The organism is Flavobacterium sp. 3HN19-14 (assembly GCF_051373205.1).
GTDB lineage: Bacteria > Bacteroidota > Bacteroidia > Flavobacteriales > Flavobacteriaceae > Flavobacterium.
On sequence record NZ_JBPPZT010000001.1, the window covers coordinates 3,329,860 to 3,348,486 of the forward strand.

The window sequence follows — 18,627 nt, forward strand, 5'->3', positions numbered from 1 at the left end:
ATCAACTATGAATTTACAAGATATTCCCAAAATCAAGCATTTAGACAGTGGTAATTTTTTCCTTTTGGCCGGGCCTTGTGCCATCGAAGGTGAGGAAATGGCGCTTCGCATTGCTGAAAAAGTAGTCGGAATTACCGATAAGCTTCAAATTCCTTATGTTTTTAAAGGCTCTTTCAAGAAAGCCAACCGTTCCAGGATTGACAGTTTCTGCGGAATCGGCGATGAAAAAGCGCTTAAGATCCTCAGAAAAGTCTCTGAAACCTTCGACGTTCCGACTGTAACCGACATCCATACAAACGAAGACGCGCCAATGGCTGCCGAATATGTAGACGTACTTCAAATTCCTGCGTTTTTGGTTCGCCAGACCGATTTGGTAGTCGCGGCAGCCGAAACCGGAAAAGTCGTCAACCTCAAGAAAGGGCAATTTATGAGTTCGGAGAGCATGAAACACGCCGTGCAAAAAGTCCTCGATTGCCAGAACCAGAAAGTTATGGTGACCGATCGCGGAACGATGTTCGGTTATCAGGACATGATTGTTGACTACCGCGGTATCCCGACAATGCAGCAATATGCCACGACTGTTCTTGATGTTACGCATTCACTTCAACAACCCAACCAGACTGCCGGCGTTACAGGCGGAAGGCCTGATATGATTGAAACCGTTGCAAAAGCCGGAATTGCAGTTGGCGTTGATGGTATTTTCATCGAAACCCATTTTGATCCTGCAAACGCCAAAAGCGATGGCGCCAACATGTTGCACCTTGACTACTTTGAAGACCTGATGACCAAGCTTGTTGCCATCAGAAAAACGATTAATGCATTCTAATTAACTATATTATTTATACTTTGAAACATCCATTTTTATTGGTTGTACTCACTTTTTGTGGTTTTTCACAGTACACATTTGCGCAAGATGCTGCAAAACCGGCTGAAAAATACACGGCACACAACAAAGGAAAATTCTTTATTTCCTGGGGCGGAAACCGCGAAAGCTATTCTAATTCTGACTGTCATTTTTGGGGAAAAGACTACGATTTTACCATCGAGGACATGGAAGCGCACGACAAACCGAAAGGCTACAGCATTGATTATGTGAATCCGGCGCGAATGACCATTCCGCAGACGAATTTCAGGATGGGTTATTTCATTAACGACCATTACAGTATCGCCATTGGCTGGGACAGGCATGAAATATGTGATGACGACTGATCAGATTGCCAGTGTTAACGGATATATCAATTTGCCTGCGTCGGAAGAAGGTTCGATGTACAACCACACTTTCACGCCACACGAACCAACTCAAATCACAAAGGCTATGCTTCAATATGAGCATACAGACGGACTCAATTACGTAAACATGGAATTTTCAAGGCATGACGATATTTCGAAATTGTTTCATTTGCCAAATACCGATAAATTCCAAGTCAATCTGACAGAAGGACTTGGCGCCGGTGTCTTATATCCAAAAACCAATACGACATTACTAGGAAAAGAACGTCATGACGATTTCCATATTTCAGGATACGGCGTTTCTGCGAAAGCGGGCATCAATTTCACGTTCTTCAAGTATTTTTATATCCAGGGAGAATTGAAAGGCGGTTACATCAACATGCCTGATATCAAGACGACGAAAAGCGACGATGACCACGCATCACAGCAATTTTTCTTCTTTCAGAGGATTATCGCTGTTGGCGGAATTTTCAGATTGTAAAAAAATTATCCCAATAAAAAAGCCGGAAGCATTAGTGTTTCCGGCTTTTTTTTATGCTTTTAAAATATCAATCGATAGAACGAACGGTAATTTGGTTTTTACCTTCAGTTGCCCAAGAATCACCTGTTACCTTCAGCGTCTCTCCTACTTTAACTGATTTGTATTGTGTATGATCATTGAGATTGGAATGGCTGATGGTTACAAAATACACTTCCTTATCTGCCGTTTCGATTTTGGCTGTGTAACCGTCTTTTCCGTTCATGATTTCCTGAACTTTACCTTCAACGGTTTGGGTTGCTTCGGCAGGAGTTTCGGTATCTTTAATAGTATCTTGTGCTGAAGGAATCGTAACTTGTTCTGTTTTTACGTCAGTTTCCTTAGTCTCATCGGCCTTTCGCTGGTGGCAGCCGAAGGCAATTACGGCGCTCAGCATCGCCAGGTTTTGTCTGTAGGTTTTCATAGCAGTGGTTTTACTCAAATTTACAAAAAAGAAAACGCTTTTAAAAGGTAAATATCACATTTAACAATTGGATAAAATCAGTGCTTCCAATGACATTTTAGATTTCACATAAAATAAACTAAAATTAATTTGGCAGAACAAAAAATTATATTTTACTTTGCAATTCAAAGTACTTTAAAATGGAAGACAAAGATTATTTAAAAGACATCAGCGAAATCAAGAATATGATGAGCCGTTCATCACAATTTATTTCGTTAAGTGGTTTCTCAGGAATTCTTGCAGGAATTTATGCGTTGATTGGCGCAGCAATCGGGAAATTCTTTCTAAATGCTGACCGCAACGAATATGTCAGGTTTGAAAGCGATACTTTTAATGCAATCCTGCTGATCGCCGGAGCTGTTTTACTTTTATCGGTTGGAACCGCATTTGTACTCACCAAATCTAAAGCTGAAAAATCCGGGAAAATATCTGGAACAGCACTTCCAGGCGCTTGCTTTTTAATTTTATGATTCCATTGGTTACCGGCGGAATTTTTGCACTTTTGCTGCTGCGCAATGGTTCGTACGGACTTATTGCTCCCGTGACTTTGATTTTTTATGGTTTAGCCTGCGTCAATGCCAGCAAATATACGTTTCGCGATGTACTTTATTTAGGCCTTACGATGATTGTACTCGGATTGATTTCAACAGAATATTCAGGTTATGCAATTGAATTTTGGGCATTGGGATTTGGTGTTTGCCACATCATTTACGGCAGTATCATGCATTTTAAATACGACAGGAAATAATTTTGAAAAATATCATCCAAAATATTAATAAGGCTTTTGATCATCGCATCAGGCTTGGCATTATGTCCATTCTGATGGTCAATGAATCTGCCGATTTTAATACGCTCAAAGAGCTTCTTGGCGTGACCGACGGCAATCTTGCGTCGCATGCCAAGGCGCTCGAAAGCGAAAATTACATCCTGATTGAAAAGCAATTCATCGGAAAAAAACCTAATACGACTTATGCCGCAACCAAAGAAGGCCGAAAGGCTTTCAGCGACCACATTGACGCGCTTGAAAAACTAATCCGGAAATAACTTTTTTTTATTTTTTAACTTTGAAATTCAAAGTACTTTTATATACTTATTCATTTTTACAACAATATTATGATCACGCACTCCTTAAAAAATCCCGACCAAAATACCCTCAACGCGCTTGCGTTTTTAGATTATCATGAAGACAGCCTCGGGTTTGGACTTGGCTGTTTCCTGCTGCGCAACAATCTCTCGTTTGAAAAAGATGATACTGTCCGCGTGTTGGCTGGTTACGACGGCAGTTTTTTGGGAGAAATATGTTTGCAGTATTTCCTTTTCGGAAATGGCAGGAGAAATTTCCTGTCGGTTATAACCATGCTGGTTGGTACTTTGTCTGCGATTTCTCATTGCGGTGCTTTTTACACAGCTTTTAAAAAAGGGCGCAACGCGCATCGCTTTCACGATCTGGATTTTTCAAAAATGCTGTCACAGCCTTTGGAAAACATCTGGTCGGCATTTAATATTTTGTAAAATCTAACCTCATCATTAACTAAAATTTGAAAAAATGGAAAATCCTGAAAACCAACAACAAAATTTCTTCCAATCGGCTACAGCCAAAATGTTTATGGTCGGAATGCTTACATTAGTATTGCTGATACCGCTTGAATTCGTGAACAACCTGATTGAAGAACGCAGCATCAGACAAAAAGAAGTCATTGCTGAAACCGCCAATAAATGGGGCGAGAGCGTTTATTTCTACGGACAGGTTTTAAAAATTCCGTATAAAACCTTCACCGAAACCGTTTCAGTCAACGAAAAAACAAAAGAAGTGACGAAGCAGATTACTGCAGCTGTTGAATATGCTTACTTCTTCCCGGAAAAATTAAAAAACAATTCTAAAGTTACCATGGTCAAGCCTTTGAACCGGGGCATCTACAAATCGAATGTCTTTAAGGCAAAAATGAATTTTGAAGGCAGTTATACGCGTCCGAATTTTGCCATCAACAACATTGCCGAAGAAAATATCTTATGGGACAAAGCCAGCATCGTCATCAAAACCACAGATATGAAAAGTATCAAAAGCCAGCCCGACATGGTACTTGGCGTGAATACTTATCATTTTGAGCCTGTACAAAATGATGCTGCCGACAGCGTCGCTACGCTTGAAACACGCGCCGTCGATGTGCAGGCGCTGCGCGATAAGGGGAAACTTGATTTTAAATTCGACATCGATTATAACGGCAGCCACCAGGTGAAGATCGTCCCGATCGGCAAGACTACTGAAGCGAAAATGACATCGAACTGGCATTCGCCGTCATTCATGGGGAATTGGATTCCGGATGAAAAGAACAAGCAGGTCAGTGATAATGGCTTTGAAGCACAATGGCAGGTTTTACACCTCAACAGGCCTTTTTCGCAGCAATCTTTTGAAACATTACCTGATTTGCGCAGGTATTCCTTTGGCGTCGATTTTATTACGCCGGTTGATGAATACCAGCAAAACCAGCGCGCTTCGAAATATGGGTTTCTTGTAATCGGGTTGACGTTTCTTATTTTTTTCCTCATACAATCGGTTAGTAAAATCAGCATCCATATTTTCCAGTATTGCATGATCGGATTGGCGTTGGTGATGTTTTATACGTTGTTGATTTCGATAACGGAACACAGTAGTTTTACATTCGCGTATCTCGTCGCAGGCAGTTCGGTTGTGACGCTTATTTCGGTGTATTCGGTTTCGATACTGAAGAATAAGAAATTCCCGGCATTTATCGGATTGGCGCTTACAGTCCTTTATACATTTATATATGTGATTATTCAATTGGAAGATTACGCGCTGTTAGTAGGAAGCGTCGGTTTATTTTTTATACTGGCTTCTGTGATGTATTTCTCGCGGAAAATCGATTGGAAGAATTAATTTCCATACAATTTTAAACAGAAAAACCGCTGGCGGAAGTTGGCGGTTTTTTGATTTTAGGGCAATATATTTCCGGCTCTATATAAATTGTTATAAAATTGAAGTCTTGCGCATTTTTTTGTGATTATCGCGACGGATTTTAAAATATTGGAAGAATATTACAAATACTATCTTAAATTAGTAACCTGTAAAACTACAAACTAATATTTATGAAAAAAATTACCTTACTCTTAGCGCTCCTGTTTGCCTGCCTTTCGGGAAGCTATGCACAATGTATCCGGAACGTATCACTATCCGACTGAAGACGTTGTCAGTAACAATTCGGGGTTTGCACAACAAATTTCCGGTTGTAATTATACTGATAATGATTATTCAACTTTGACCGGGCTTCTCGTAGGTGAAGATTACATTTTCACCTGTAAACTTGGTGATGTGGATAATTACATTACGGTTACTGACGCGAACAATGAAGTGATTGCATCAGGCCCGTCACCTTTAACAGTTGAAGACATCAGCGCTTCAGCAGTAAATTTGCACTATTCTGACGATGAGACGTGTGCTGGCCAGACCGGATGTCACGTTACGACAATGCAAATCGTACTTACGTGCCCAGTTCCATTGAACGGACAGGTTTCGGGAGTTACCACTACATCAGCAGATTTTGCATGGGAACCGGGAGGAAGCGAAACTGCCTGGGAAGTATTGCTTTTGCCTGCAGCCGATCCGGCACCTACGCAAGAAACTTCGGGAATCGCTGTTAACAGCAACCCTAACTACACAGCTTCAGCATTGGATCCTGCAACATCTTACAGTCTTTATGTAAGGGCCAGATTGCGGTTCTGAATTTAGCCCGTGGACATCAGCCTACAGTTTTGACACTGCCTGTCTTCCTGTAGCGGCATTTGCTGAAAATTTTGATGCATCGGCAGATGAACTTCCGGTTTGCTGGGGCGCTATCCTCAGAGGAACAAGCATTTCTTTTTATACATCAATCAGACCAACAGCATTCACCGCTGTACACTCGGCACCGAACTCAGTACAATTTAATAATGACAGTGCCAATACAACTGATAATGACATTATCCTTACATCTCCGAATCTCTCATCATTGGCAGCAGGAACACACCGCATGAAATTCTGGGCCAAAGGCGCAGGAAGCTTCCAGGTAGGCACGATGGATGAAAGCTCAAATGCAGGTACTTTTACTATGCTGGAAGAAGTTACATTGACCAGTACTGCAACACAATATACAGTTGATTTTTCAAGCTACACCGGTACAGATTCTGTTGTAGCCATCAGATGGTCGGCACCGGGTACTTATTATTCAGCTTACATCGACGATGTTGTTTGGGAAATGAACCCGACCTGCCCTGATGTCACTGACGTGATGGTCAGTGCTACAGATGTGAACAGTGCGACTTTCACCTGGGTGGGCAATGGCGAAACTTCATGGAATGTCGCTGTTGGCGCTGCTTCTGTAAGCGATCCTTCTTCTATACCATTTGTAGTTGCAAATGATACTACCAAAACCATTACCGGCCTGGATGAAAATACTAATTATAATGTATGGGTACGTTCGGTGTGTGCCGGTAACGACAACGGCGCCTGGATTGCAGCAGGTTGCGTTTAAAACAGATTGTTCTCCGATTGCCAATTTCAGTGAGACATTCGATAGCGTTGCCTCACCTGCATTGCCGGATTGTTGGGAAAAATCCTCAGAGGTACTTCATTATCTGAGTATGCAAATGTTACTACTGTAACTTTCCAGCCATATTCTGCTCCAAATGCTGTTGAATTATACAATTCAAGCAGCAACACTACTGACAACGACATCATTTTGGTTTCCCCGAACCTTTCTTCATTGGCTACAGGCAATCATCGCCTTAAATTTTATGCAAAAGGTGAGGGAAGCTTACAAGCCGGAACACTTGACAGTAACACTAATGCTGCTGTTTTCAGTATGATAGAAGAAGTCACGGTAACTGATAACTGGACACAATATACAGTTGATTTCTCTTCGTATACCGGTTCTGATAAATATGTGGCATTGCGTTTTGTTTCTCCATTTACTTACAATACTATCAATGTTGATGATTTGATTTGGGAAGTGCTTCCAACCTGTCCTGACGTCACCGAGGTTACTGTTGCTTCTGTCACTACAGACAGCGCGACTTTCACATGGGTTTCCAACGGATCTGAAACAGCATGGAATGTTGCTGTAGGCGCACCTTCTGTTACTGACCCAAATTCGCTGCCTTTTGTTACAGCTAACGAATTGACAAAAACAGTGAGCGGACTTACACCTGATACCAACTATAAAGTTTGGGTACGTTCAGCTTGTGCCGGTAATGACAACGGTGCCTGGAATTGGGCGATTCGCTTTCAAAACCGATTGTGTAGCAATAGCTGATTTCTTTGAAGATTTTGACAATGATCCGCTTTACAGCACGCCTGGTTGTTGGACAGCCTTTAAAAGAGGGCCTTCGGTTTCGGAATATTCGCAAGTAAGAAGTATCGATTGGGAACAAGTACATTCTGCGCCATATACACTTCAATTGTTTAATGACGATTCAAGTACGACCGACAATGACATCATGTTAGTTTCGCCAAACCTTTCAACGGTAGGAGCCGGTACGCACCGCGTAAAATTCTAGGCCAAAGGCGAAGGAAGTCTTCAGTTAGGTACGCTTGACAGCAACACTAATACTGCTACATTCTCTATGATTGATGAAATTGAGCTTACAGATACACCTACACAATATTCTGTTGACTTTACTTCATATACCGGCACCGACCATTATATCGGATTCCGTATGAATGTACCCGGAAGTTACTATTCTCAGTTCATTGATGACGTTAAATGGGAAGTTGCTCCGACATGCCCTGATGTGACAGATATTGTTATATCTGATAATACTACTTCAAGCGCAATCGTTTCGTGGTCACCGGGAGGGTCTGAAACCTCTTGGCAGGTGGGTTATGCAGCTTCTTCGGTAACTGATCCGTCCGGAATTACTACAACAGTCCCTGCCACTAATCCTACTGTTGAGTTATCAGGACTTCCAGATTCTTCAGCATTTAACGTTTGGGTAAGATCAGTTTGTCCTGGAAATGATTTTGGCGCGTGGATCGGGCCATACAGCTTCTCTACATTATGTACACCTACCGGATTGCCTTATGTAGAAGATTTTGAATCAGCTGTTGCACCTGCTTTGCCGGGCTGTGGATCGCAAATCAACGTAGGATCAGGCAACGAATGGTATGTTGATGAGAATCCTGGGGATGGTTTTAATTCGAACACTTTAACTTACAGGTATGATACTGATAATGCTGCTGATGTATGGTTCTTTACAAGAGGACTTAATTTAATCGCCGGCAACAGTTATACCATTAGCTATCGCTATGGAAATGACAGCGATTTTTACCATGAAAGCCTTAAAGTAATGGGCGGTATGGCACCATCTCCAGGCAGCATGTCATTAGAGATTGCTGATTATCCTACTATTCAGATTCCTGACGGCGAGAATGATTCGATGACTGAAGAGTCAATTACATTTGAAGTACCGGAAACAGGCGTTTATTATTTCGGTTTCAATGCCTACTCAGTTGCCGATCAAAATCACCTTTATGTAGATGACATCATGGTAGATTTTGGCTTATCGACTAGCATCCCTACTGTAGCTGGCGTCGGATATTATCCGAACCCGGTTAAGAACGTATTAAACCTGACCTATGCACAAAGCATTTCTAACGTAGCGGTTTATAACCTGCTCGGACAAAAAGTGCTGGAAAATACGGTTAACGCCAATACTGCAAAAGTAGACATGTCAGGCCTATCGGCAGGAAGTTATGTTGTAAAAGTAACTGCTGACAATCAAACTAAAAGCATTAAGGTTATTAAAGAATAATAATTGATTTAGATTTAGTTTTTTATTCAAACCTCCGGTAAATCCGGAGGTTTTTTTTTATTGAATTCCTTTAACAGTAAACTGTTTTTAAGAATTGGATTTCAAAGAAAAATCCCTTTTGATTTTCAAAAGGGATTTTCATCTGTATAGCGTTACTATTTATTTTCAGTTGCTTACTGACTTATTCGACAATCCCATATTGATCAAAAAGGTAAATCAATGAAGCCATTGTAGCCGCACCCAATTCCAATTCCCGCTTATCAACAGCATCAAATTTATCAGTCGCTGCGTGATGATAATCGAAATAACGCTGCGAATCAGGCTTTAGTCCGGCTTTCACGATTTTTTTGGATTGTAGTGGTTCGATGTCTGAACCACCATGCCCTTTTGTGAAGCTGGCTGTCATGTAAGGCTCGAAAAGTGCTTTCCAGGTTTGTGCTTTCGCCAAATTAGCGTCGTCACATTCGAATGAGAAACCTCTGGGTGTAAACCCGCCGCAATCGCTTTCGAGTGCAAAAATGTGATTTTCGTTATTGGTTTGCGCGAGTTCATTGTATTTATCGCCGCCACGTCCGCCGTTTTCTTCATTCATGAACAACACGACGCGGATTGTATTTTTTGGTTTGTAGCCCATATTTTTAATCATTCGCACCACTTCCATGCTTTGCACTACTCCGGCACCATCATCGTGTGAGCCGTCGGCCAAATCCCATGAATCTAAGTGCCCGCCAACGACAATAATCTTTTCAGGATGTTCGCTGCCTTTGATCTCTCCAACGACATTATACGAAAGTACATCGTCATATTGCATGCAGGATTGCTTCAGGAAGAATTTCAGTTTTGGGTTTTCTTTTAACGATTTACTCAAAAGTTCAGCGCCATTAGTACTAATCGCCGCTCCCGGAATGTATTGTGTTTTCGGGATATCTTTATAACCCATCCAGCCCGTATGCGGATAATCATCTAACCGAAGATTCATCGAACGCACAATTGCACCGACAGCACCGTATTTCGAAGCTTCCCTTGCTCCTGCCCCGCGTTGGTCAACAGCACCGCCATAAGCTTCGAACGTATTGAGTAAACCGGCTTCCATCGGGCGGTTAAAGAATACGATTTTTCCTTTGATCTTTTCCGTGCCAAGGGTTTCGAGTTCTTTGAGGCTGTGCACTTCGATAACTTCCGCCAAAATGCCATTCTTGGGCGTAGCAACAGAGCCGCCAAGCGCGCAGACAGGGATATTGGTTTTGTTTTTTCCGTTTTGGATGTAGGCGGTTTCTTTTTCACCACGTACCCATTTCGGCACCATGACTTCCTGAAGGTAAACGCGGTCAAGACCCAGTGTTTCGAGTTCAGATTTTGTATATAAAACAGCTTTTCCGGCATTGTCTGAACCTGAAAGCCGCTGCCCTATTTTATTTGAAAGATAATCAAGCCAGGAATAGCATTTGGAGTTGGTCAATGCTTGCTTGTATATTTCTTTGAGTTGCAATTCGTCCGAACTTTGGGCAAAGATCAAACAGGAATTCAGCAGTAATAATGTTGTGATTTTCTTCATAGTTTGAGAAATAAATTTTGAATTAAAGTTATAAAAAAACCCTTTCAGTACTACTAAAAGGGTTTGATATAATTTTTTGAGATTGGATTAATGTCCGCCAGAAACCGGTTTGTCAAAATCAATTCCCTGACTTTTCAGGATACTGCTCACTTTCCATGCATAAAAAGCAAGGTAAGCAAAACAAACAACACCAACGATGTAACTAAAGTGTATCGTGGTCTGGTCGGCAACGAATCCCTGAATCCAGCTTACGATACCGCCACCCATAATCATCATGATAAGGAAGTTACTACCCTGATTTGTGCTGCGTCCTAAACCACTGATGGCTAATGTAAAAATACAAGGCCACAAAGTACTGCAGAATAATCCGACGCTTGTAAATGCATAAACGCTGACCATACCCTCTGTTCCCATACCAATCAATAAGGCAATAATTCCTAAAAATGAAAATAACAACAGCATTCTTGCCGGATTTCCTTTGCTTAAAATATCAGCAAAAATCAGAACAAGGATAATCAACGCGTAAACATAAAACGGTGCCAAATCGTGTTCGGCCAGTGCGTTTACACCCAAAAATATACCAAAAGCCAAATATGGCGCAATGAATTTAAATATTCTCTGTGTTTTCAGGTTATCCGTGAATGCGCCCACAGCACCTGTCCAACGACCGATCATCAAACTCGCCCAGTAAAGCGAAATATATGGCGCTACATCTTTAGTATCAAACGCGAGGTTCTTTTCAAGATACGCCGGAAGGTTACTCGCAGTAGAAACCTCAACACCAACGTAAATGAAAATCGCAATCATACCCAAAACCAATTGCGGATAGTGCAATGCTGATTTCGGCTTCGCCATCGTAATATCTTCAACCACGACATCAGTAATCACTTTATTCGGGAGCGATGACAATTTTAAAAGTATGGCAACAAGAATGAAAGCACCACCCAAAATCAGGTAAGGTATTTTTACGCTTTCAATGCTTACATCCGTATTACCGGCTGAAGGCGATCCGAAAATGGCGAAACTCACAATCAGCGGACGAATTGTAGTACCAAAGTTATTGATACCACCAGCCAATGTCAGGCGCGTTGAGCCGGTTGTAATCGGACCAAGCGCAATGGCCAGCGGGTTTGCAACAGTTTGTTGTAATGAAAATCCCAAACCAACGATAAATAATCCGGAAAGCATTAAGGTGAAAGAGCCATTATTTGCTGCAGGATAAAATAAAAGCGTCCCGAGCGCAGAAATTGTAAGACCTAATGCAAGGCCGTTTTTATAGCCGATTCTGTTAATGATATCGCCTTTTGTAAGGTATGAAATCAGCATATACAGCAACGACCCGACTGTATAAGCAACATAAAATGCTACAGATACCAGTTGGCTTTGCCCCTGACTTAAGTCGAAGGCTTTCTTAAAAACAGGGATTAAGATGTCATTACTCGCAGCGACAAATCCCCAGAAAAAAAAATACGGTGACCAAAGGAATAAATTGTCCCCATTTGGTTTGTGAATTTTCTGAACTCATTTTTGGTTTTGGTTAAAGTTATTAATGATTTGCATTTTCAGATTATTAATTCGTAGATTTTAATAAAAAAACCTGTGAATTCGTTAAAAATAATCCTGAATATTTTATAAATATCATTTATATAAATGTATCCTACAATAGACCACCAATTAAGTTATTAACGAAATCGATTTCTTAAACGATAATTTATGATAATTACATCGTTTGCGTAAGGTGGAATTATTGATTATGGTGCTAATTTCACTTCGGTGCGCCTTCCGATTCCGTTGTTGTTGAATGCTTCGATTTGAAAATAATAAGCTTCCGAGCGGTCAGCACCGTTGAAATAATATTCGTTTTTGCCATAAACCATAATCGCTCCGTACATTTTATCAGGCGATTTCCCGAAGTAAATGACATAACCATCGGCCGAAGCTTCCTGCTGCCATTTGAACCAGACACTTCTTCTCTCGCCTTTCTTCCTGGCTTCTGCCCTTAACGGAACAAAATTCTGCACCATTGCCGGTTTCTGACCATTTCCTTTTCCGAAAGCACGGAAACCGCACAAGGCGAATTTTCCGGTCGGCATCTGGATATTTTCGATTTTAAGATACCTTCCCGAAGCTGGCTTTTCGAGTTCGATGTAATCGTGCGGCACATCTTTAGTGTTTTTGCTTTTATCCACAAGGATTTTCCAGTTTTTATTGTCGTCGGAAATATAGATGATGTATTTATGTCCGGTCGTCGTTTCCGGTTTTCCCATCAATTCCACATCCTGGTCGGCAAAATTCACCTGAATGGCGTTGATGGTGCTTTTTTCGCCCAAATCAGAAATCAGCCATTCGCCCTTATTGCCGGTTTTAGCCGACCAATAGGTTTTGATATCTTCATTTACGGCATAATTCGGCTGGAATCCACCAAGCGTTGAAGAAACCTGAACAGGCTTGTTGTAATTCAACAGCATCCATCCTGAAAAACTGCCTTTCAGATGGTCTTTCTTTTCCGAAGGCAAAAATGTCGGATAGTCGCCGTAAGCGGTGTTAGAATACAATATTCCATCAGCATCAAAACCGGCAGGCCAGATGCCCAATCGTCTTTCAAAATTATTTTTCGTACAAATCGCAATCGTCGAAACATGCCAATAAGCGCCATTAGCATCATCGTAAGTCCCGCCGTGCCCCGCTCCTCTTGCAAATCCGCCCGGCTTATACGAAAACGGGTTGAAAGATTGGTATTCAAAAGGCCCAAGTGGCTTATCGCTGGTGTATACGCCATCGCCATAACCACTGAATTCCGTTCCCGGACCGCCGTATTGCAGGTAATATTTGTTGTTGTGTTTGGTCATGAACGCGCCTTCCATAAACGGCTGCAGGAAAGTATTGTCGTTGTTTTCGCCGAAACGTTCCCAACCGTGCTCGTCGTCGTTGAGTCCGAAAAGATCATAAACTTCGCCTTCCGGCTGAAAAGTTTTTCTGTTTAATTTCACTCCGTGTAAAGGATAAACATTGCTCGAACCGTAATATTCGTAAACCTCATCGGTGTCTTTATCCCAGAAAATGTATGGATCCCATGCACCTGCCTGCGATTTGTGAACGAGCTCTTTCCAGTCGTCTTTTGACGGATTGGTGCTCATCCAGATTGGGAATTCCTTTCCCTGCGTTGAACCAACGACAACAAGCGTATCATTCACAAAAGACAGCGACGGTGCGCACAATTCATCGTAAACTTTATGTTCCGGGCGCAGGAATTTTCGCGGAATGAATTTCCAGTCCAACATATCTTTACTATGCCAATAACCCCATTGATTGGTCGAAAACAGGTAATATTCGCCTTTAAAAAATGTAATCACCGGATCGGCTGTAGCACGATGTTTACCCTGTGTGACAAAATTCGGAATGGGGCAATAACCATAATCGATGTTGATGGGATTACAGTAGGTTTTTTGTTGCGCATTGGTTTCCGTACAAAACAAAAAGTAAAAGGCTAAGATTATGCTGTGCTTTATTTTCATAAGTATTACAATGAGTTTTTTTAACCATTAAGAGATTAAGAAAATTAAAGTATTGTCTTAATGAAACTTAATTCCTTAATGGTTCAGATTTTAGTTATTTTACCGGTTCAAAGCTAATGGCAGTACCACCGCCGGGCGCCAATACCAGATTGATTTTTGATTTTGAATTGACTTCAACTGTGCGGATTTTATACGATTTCGGATTTTTCTCCCAATCGGCATCTTTTCCGTCTTCATAGATAATGGCTTTGAATTTTTGCGCTTTTGGAAGAAAGTCCAATGCAATTGTTGATTTCCTCGCATTCTCATCAGTGATTGCCCCTAAAAACCATTTTTCTGAATGTTTGTCTTTTCTTACGACAGTTAAATAATCCCCCGGCTCAGCCTCGAGGTATTTCGATTCCTGCCAGTCTAACGCAACATCTTTTATAAATTGAAAAGCATCAGGATATTTTTCGTAATTCTCAGGCAAATCAGCAGCCATTTGTAACGGAGAATACATCGTGACATAAAGCGCCAGTTGCTTTGTTAAAGTTGTATGTACCTGTTGTGTTTTCGAAGGGTCGTAAACATTCATTTTGATTTCAAAAATGCCCGGCGTATAATCCATTGGGCTACCCAATAATCTTGTAAAAGGAAGAATCGTCTCGTGCATCGGCGGATTTCCGGTGCTCCAGGCGTTGAATTCATTGCCACGCGCGGCTTCAGCAGCGATATAATTCGGATAAGTGCGTGAATAGCCCGTCGGTCGCGATGACTCATGCGAATTGATCATCAGCTTATAATCTGCGGCGCGGCGTGCGGCATAGTTGAAATGGTTGACCATTGTTTGCCCGTCGTGAAATTCGCCTCGCGGAATAATCCTGCCCACATATCCTGATTTTACCGCAGGATAGCCGTATTTGACCATATTTTCAAAAGCGCGGGTCGCATGTGCCTTTCGTAATTAGCGACCGAACCTGAAGTCTCGTGGTGCATGATCATCTTTACGCCTTTTGATTTCGCGTAAGCGCTGATAGCAGCAATATCGAAATCCGGATAAGGCGTGACGAAATCAAAAACTTCTTCTTTCCAGTTGCCAAACCAGTCTTCCCAGCCAACATTCCAGCCTTCTACCAGAACGCCGTCGAAACCATTTTTAGCGGCGAAGTCGATATATTTTTTGGTATTTTCTGTTGTCGCGCCATGTTTCCCGGTCGGGATTAGTTCCTTACTGGCGGCATTCTGTGCGTTTTGCGAACCAGCGAAATCCCAGGTTGATTTTCCGACGTGCATTTCCCACCAGATGCCGACATATTTCATCGGTTTGATCCAGGAAGTATTATCGATTTTGGAAGGTTCGTTGAGATTTAAAATCATTTTTGACTTTACAATGTCGCGCGCATCGTCAGAAACCATAACCGTTCGCCAGGGAGAAACGCACGGCGTCTGCAGATAGGCTTTATCGCCGATAGCATTCGGAACCAATTGTGCGGAAGTTCTGAACGTCTTCACATCAATATTCACATGCATTACCGGATAATTGACGACAGCTGCCTCGAAAATATTCAGGTATAATTTATCGGCAGATTTCATCATCAATGGCGATTGAACGACATATCTTCCACCAATTGTCTTTAATGCGATACCGTTGTTCAGGTTGAGTTTGTCATTGTCAATTTCTGAAAGTTTGCTTTCATTAAATACATATTCCTGGCTGTCGTAATCGCCCGGAATCCAAAAAACTTTGTGGTCGCCGGTTAAATTGAATTGCGTCACTTCATCGGAAATAATAAAATAATTCAGGTCTTTTTGTTGCGGAAAATCATAGCGAAAAGCGATTCCTTCGTCAAATATGCGGAAAGTAATATTGAGTTTTCGCGACGTTTTTGTTTGCGACAATGAAACATTCATTTCGTTGTAATGGTTCACAATATTCGATTGCTCTCCTAAAACCGGCTGCCAGGTTTCATTGAAAGTCGAATTTTTGATATCAGCAATTGTAAAATCAGAAGCCAGATCACTCGTCTCCTTTAATTTTACGCCCATTAAACTTTCCAAAATAACGGGCTTATTCTTGTAAGTCACCATATAAACAGGTTTTCCACCTATTAATTTAAATTCGAGTGTAATATTTTTTGACGGCGATTGGACACTTTGCGCATTTACAATTGCTGCAAAAATGACAAGGCAAATGGAAAAAACTGATTTCATGATAAGTATATTGATTGATAAATGTAAAGAATTAAGCCGTCATTTTCTAAAAAACCCCTTGGCCTGTGCGCCAAAGGGTTCTCAAACAAAAACATGAAACTCAATTATTTAACTAACTCAAATTTTTCTTTTAATTCGGTATCTGAACTTCCGCCAACAAAAACTTCGAAATCGCCGGCTTCTGCCATGCTTTTTCCCTGCATATTGTAGAATTTCAAATCTTCTGAAGAAATGTCGAAACTAACTGGTCTTCATTTCTCCTTTTTTCAGCATAATTTTTTCAAAACCTTTTAGTTCCTTCACAGGACGGGTTACGGAACCAACCAAATCTTTTACATACAATTGCACCACTTCAGCGCCATCGTAATTTCCTGTATTTGCTACATCAACGGAAACCCTTAATTTGCCTTCAAAATTGATTTTTGATGTTGAGATTTTCAGGTTCGAATAGGCAAAAGTTGTATAACTCAATCCGAATCCGAATGGATAAAGCGGACTATTATCAGAATCTGTATATCTCGATTTGTATTTCTGCTCAGGATCAGAAAGGCCTAAATACGGGCGGCCAGTATTTTTGTGGTTGTAATAAATCGGGATCTGACCAACACTTCTCGGGAAAGAAATCGGCAATTTCCCATTGGGGTTATTCTGTCCGAAAAGCGTTTGCGCAATCGCATCGCCGCCACGTGTTCCTGACCACCATGTTTCTAAAATCGCGTCCATATTTTCAGCTTCCCACGAAAGTGTCAATGGTCTTCCGTTCATCAAAACCAAAACGATTGGTTTACCGAGTTTTTTCAATTCTGCCAGAAATTCCTTCTGTATGCCCGGCAAATCGATGTTGGTTTGCGAACCGGCTTCACCACTCTGGTTTTCCCTTTCGCCCATCACGGCAACTATCACGTCGGCTTTTTTAGCGTTGTTGATGGCTTGTTGCATCATGTCGCGTTTATTGCCTTGCAGTTCTACGCCGTTGTCAAAAGTTACGTTTGTGGTGTTGCCTAAGAATTTTGCGACGCCTTCTTTTACGCTTGTCGCAAAGCCGTCGCGGTCGCCCAATGCTGCCCATGAACCGATAATGTTGAATTCATCGCTCACCAGCGGCACGAACGAAGGCGATTTTCTGTTCCTTTTTCAAAGGCAAAACTGAGTTGTTGTTTTTCAGTAAAACCAACGATTTTCTCGCAACGTCTAATGAAGCTTCTAAGAAATCAGGTCTGTAAATAGTTTCCTTTTCGCGTTTTTCATCGCAGTAACGGTATGGATCTTCGAATAATCCCAAATCATATTTTACGTCAAGAACTCTTTTGCAGGCGTCGTTGATTACATCGATTGACACTTTACCTTCATCGTAAGATTGTTTCAGTGTACTCATGAAAGTACCGCCAACCATGTCCATATCTAAACCTGCGTTTAATGCCAATTGTGCAGCATCTTTATCGTCTTTGGCAAAACCGTGCGCAATCATTTCATTAACGCCTGTGTAATCGGAAACAATCATTCCGTTCCATTTCCATTCTCCTTTCAGGATATCGCGCATCAAATGCCTGTTTGCCGTTGAAGGAACTCCGGAAATTTCGTTAAAAGAAGCCATAAAAGTTTTCACGCCTGCATCAACAGCAGCTTTGAAAGGTGGTAAATAGGTATCGCGCAAAACGCGTTCTGACATATCTGTAGTATTATAATCGCGTCCGGCTTCAGCTGCTCCGTAAGCGGCGAAGTGCTTGGCACACGCAAGAATAGTATTGTTTTTAGACAGATCATCACCCTGAAAACCTTTCACATTGGCAACTGCCATTTTCGCGCCTAAGAAAACATCTTCTCCGGAACCTTCGGAAACGCGTCCCCATCTTGGGTCACGGGCAATGTCAACCATTGGTGCGAATGTCCAGTGAACACCTGAAGAAGAAGCTTCTGTAGCAGCAACTCTTGCCGCCAATTCAACTGCAGAAGGGTCAAAAGATGATGCCATTCCGAGATTGATTGGAAATATTGTTTTGTAACCGTGGATAACGTCATGACCGAAAAGCAATGGGATTTTCAATCTGGAATTGTCGAGATTGATTTTCTGGATCATTCTGGTATTGGCCGCGCCTGTCGCATTTAACACAGACCCTACTTTTCCCTGTTGGATTCTTGTGATGTAATTATCGCCTTGCTTCGGACCCGTAACTGTTCCGTCGGAAGAGAATTGCACCAGTTGGTAGATTTTTTCATCGACAGTCATTTTCGCCATTAAGTCGGCTACAAATTCTGCTTTAGGTTTTATTGCAACGGTTTTTGCTTTTTTCTGGGCGTAACCTGAAAATGCTGTGAGGGCGAGTAGTATTAAAATTTTATTCTTCATGCG

15 protein-coding genes and 4 pseudogenes are annotated in these 18,627 nt (G+C 41.6%); 11 read left to right on the top strand and 8 right to left on the bottom strand.

Annotated features, from left to right (window positions below; genetic code table 11):
- Nucleotides 1–7 precede the first annotated feature (7 nt).
- Both kdsA and ACSLFW_RS17995 read left to right on the top strand, forming a co-directional pair.
- Nucleotides 8–826: a 3-deoxy-8-phosphooctulonate synthase gene (gene kdsA, locus ACSLFW_RS17990; protein WP_436556890.1), complete on the top strand. Its 819-nt coding sequence runs from the start codon at nucleotides 8–10 to the stop codon at nucleotides 824–826.
- Nucleotides 827–846: 20 nt separating this feature from the next.
- Nucleotides 847–1,711 (top strand): annotated as a pseudogene (locus ACSLFW_RS17995) (hypothetical protein).
- A 67-nt stretch (nucleotides 1,712–1,778) separates the two neighbouring features.
- Here the strand turns inward: ACSLFW_RS17995 and ACSLFW_RS18000 are convergent.
- The gene (locus ACSLFW_RS18000) at nucleotides 1,779–2,171 is read right to left on the bottom strand and encodes a hypothetical protein (RefSeq protein ID WP_436556891.1); all 393 of its coding nucleotides are present in this window, start codon (nucleotides 2,169–2,171) and stop codon (nucleotides 1,779–1,781) included.
- Nucleotides 2,172–2,350: 179 nt separating this feature from the next.
- On the opposite strand from ACSLFW_RS18000, the pseudogene ACSLFW_RS18005 reads away from it, so the two are divergent.
- From ACSLFW_RS18005 to ACSLFW_RS18045, 9 genes and pseudogenes are all read left to right on the top strand, one after another.
- Nucleotides 2,351–2,958, top strand: a pseudogene (locus tag ACSLFW_RS18005) (hypothetical protein).
- A gap of 2 nt (nucleotides 2,959–2,960) precedes the next feature.
- The gene (locus ACSLFW_RS18010) at nucleotides 2,961–3,254 is read left to right on the top strand and encodes a winged helix-turn-helix domain-containing protein (protein WP_436556892.1); all 294 of its coding nucleotides are present in this window, start codon (nucleotides 2,961–2,963) and stop codon (nucleotides 3,252–3,254) included.
- 69 nt (nucleotides 3,255–3,323) lie between these two features.
- Entirely contained in the window at nucleotides 3,324–3,722 is a 399-nt protein-coding gene (locus ACSLFW_RS18015; RefSeq protein ID WP_436556893.1) for a hypothetical protein, read from the top strand.
- Nucleotides 3,723–3,756: 34 nt separating this feature from the next.
- A complete protein-coding gene (gene creD / locus ACSLFW_RS18020; RefSeq protein ID WP_436556894.1) occupies nucleotides 3,757–5,106 on the top strand; it encodes a cell envelope integrity protein CreD in 1,350 nt (449 codons plus the stop codon).
- Between the two features lie 264 nt (nucleotides 5,107–5,370).
- On the top strand, nucleotides 5,371–5,949 hold the full coding sequence (locus ACSLFW_RS18025) for a hypothetical protein (protein ID WP_436556895.1): 579 nt from the start codon (nucleotides 5,371–5,373) through the stop codon (nucleotides 5,947–5,949).
- A gap of 112 nt (nucleotides 5,950–6,061) precedes the next feature.
- Entirely contained in the window at nucleotides 6,062–6,736 is a 675-nt protein-coding gene (locus tag ACSLFW_RS18030) for a choice-of-anchor J domain-containing protein (protein WP_436557488.1), read from the top strand.
- A gap of 72 nt (nucleotides 6,737–6,808) precedes the next feature.
- Nucleotides 6,809–7,516 carry a choice-of-anchor J domain-containing protein gene (locus ACSLFW_RS18035; protein WP_436556896.1) on the top strand — a complete coding sequence of 236 codons (708 nt, stop codon included), beginning with the start codon at nucleotides 6,809–6,811 and terminating at the stop codon, nucleotides 7,514–7,516.
- Nucleotides 7,455–7,760: a hypothetical protein gene (locus ACSLFW_RS18040; protein WP_436556897.1), complete on the top strand. Its 306-nt coding sequence runs from the start codon at nucleotides 7,455–7,457 to the stop codon at nucleotides 7,758–7,760. Before ACSLFW_RS18035 ends, ACSLFW_RS18040 begins: the two co-directional genes overlap by 62 nt.
- Before the next feature lie 66 nt (nucleotides 7,761–7,826).
- Nucleotides 7,827–9,014, top strand: coding sequence for a T9SS type A sorting domain-containing protein (locus ACSLFW_RS18045; RefSeq protein WP_436556898.1), 1,188 nt, complete (start codon nucleotides 7,827–7,829; stop codon nucleotides 9,012–9,014).
- Nucleotides 9,015–9,195: 181 nt separating this feature from the next.
- Here the strand turns inward: ACSLFW_RS18045 and ACSLFW_RS18050 are convergent, their stop codons facing one another.
- The 7 genes and pseudogenes from ACSLFW_RS18050 to ACSLFW_RS18080 form a co-directional block, all read right to left on the bottom strand.
- Nucleotides 9,196–10,569: a M20/M25/M40 family metallo-hydrolase gene (locus tag ACSLFW_RS18050; protein WP_436556899.1), complete on the bottom strand. Its 1,374-nt coding sequence runs from the start codon at nucleotides 10,567–10,569 to the stop codon at nucleotides 9,196–9,198.
- 87 nt (nucleotides 10,570–10,656) lie between these two features.
- Nucleotides 10,657–12,094, bottom strand: a pseudogene (locus tag ACSLFW_RS18055) (MFS transporter).
- 226 nt (nucleotides 12,095–12,320) lie between these two features.
- Nucleotides 12,321–14,084 carry a family 43 glycosylhydrolase gene (locus tag ACSLFW_RS18060; protein ID WP_436556900.1) on the bottom strand — a complete coding sequence of 588 codons (1,764 nt, stop codon included), beginning with the start codon at nucleotides 14,082–14,084 and terminating at the stop codon, nucleotides 12,321–12,323.
- Between the two features lie 94 nt (nucleotides 14,085–14,178).
- Nucleotides 14,179–16,277: pseudogene (locus tag ACSLFW_RS18065) on the bottom strand (glycoside hydrolase family 97 protein).
- 104 nt (nucleotides 16,278–16,381) lie between these two features.
- Complete coding sequence (locus ACSLFW_RS18070; RefSeq protein ID WP_436556901.1) at nucleotides 16,382–16,480, bottom strand: hypothetical protein; 99 nt, start codon at nucleotides 16,478–16,480, stop codon at nucleotides 16,382–16,384.
- Between the two features lie 37 nt (nucleotides 16,481–16,517).
- The gene (locus ACSLFW_RS18075; protein WP_436556902.1) at nucleotides 16,518–17,384 is read right to left on the bottom strand and encodes a glycoside hydrolase family 3 C-terminal domain-containing protein; all 867 of its coding nucleotides are present in this window, start codon (nucleotides 17,382–17,384) and stop codon (nucleotides 16,518–16,520) included.
- Nucleotides 17,365–18,624, bottom strand: a complete 1,260-nt coding sequence (locus ACSLFW_RS18080) for a glycoside hydrolase family 3 protein (RefSeq protein WP_436556903.1) — start codon at nucleotides 18,622–18,624, stop codon at nucleotides 17,365–17,367. The genes ACSLFW_RS18075 and ACSLFW_RS18080 overlap by 20 nt, the downstream gene beginning before the upstream one ends.
- Nucleotides 18,625–18,627: the final 3 nt, after the last annotated feature.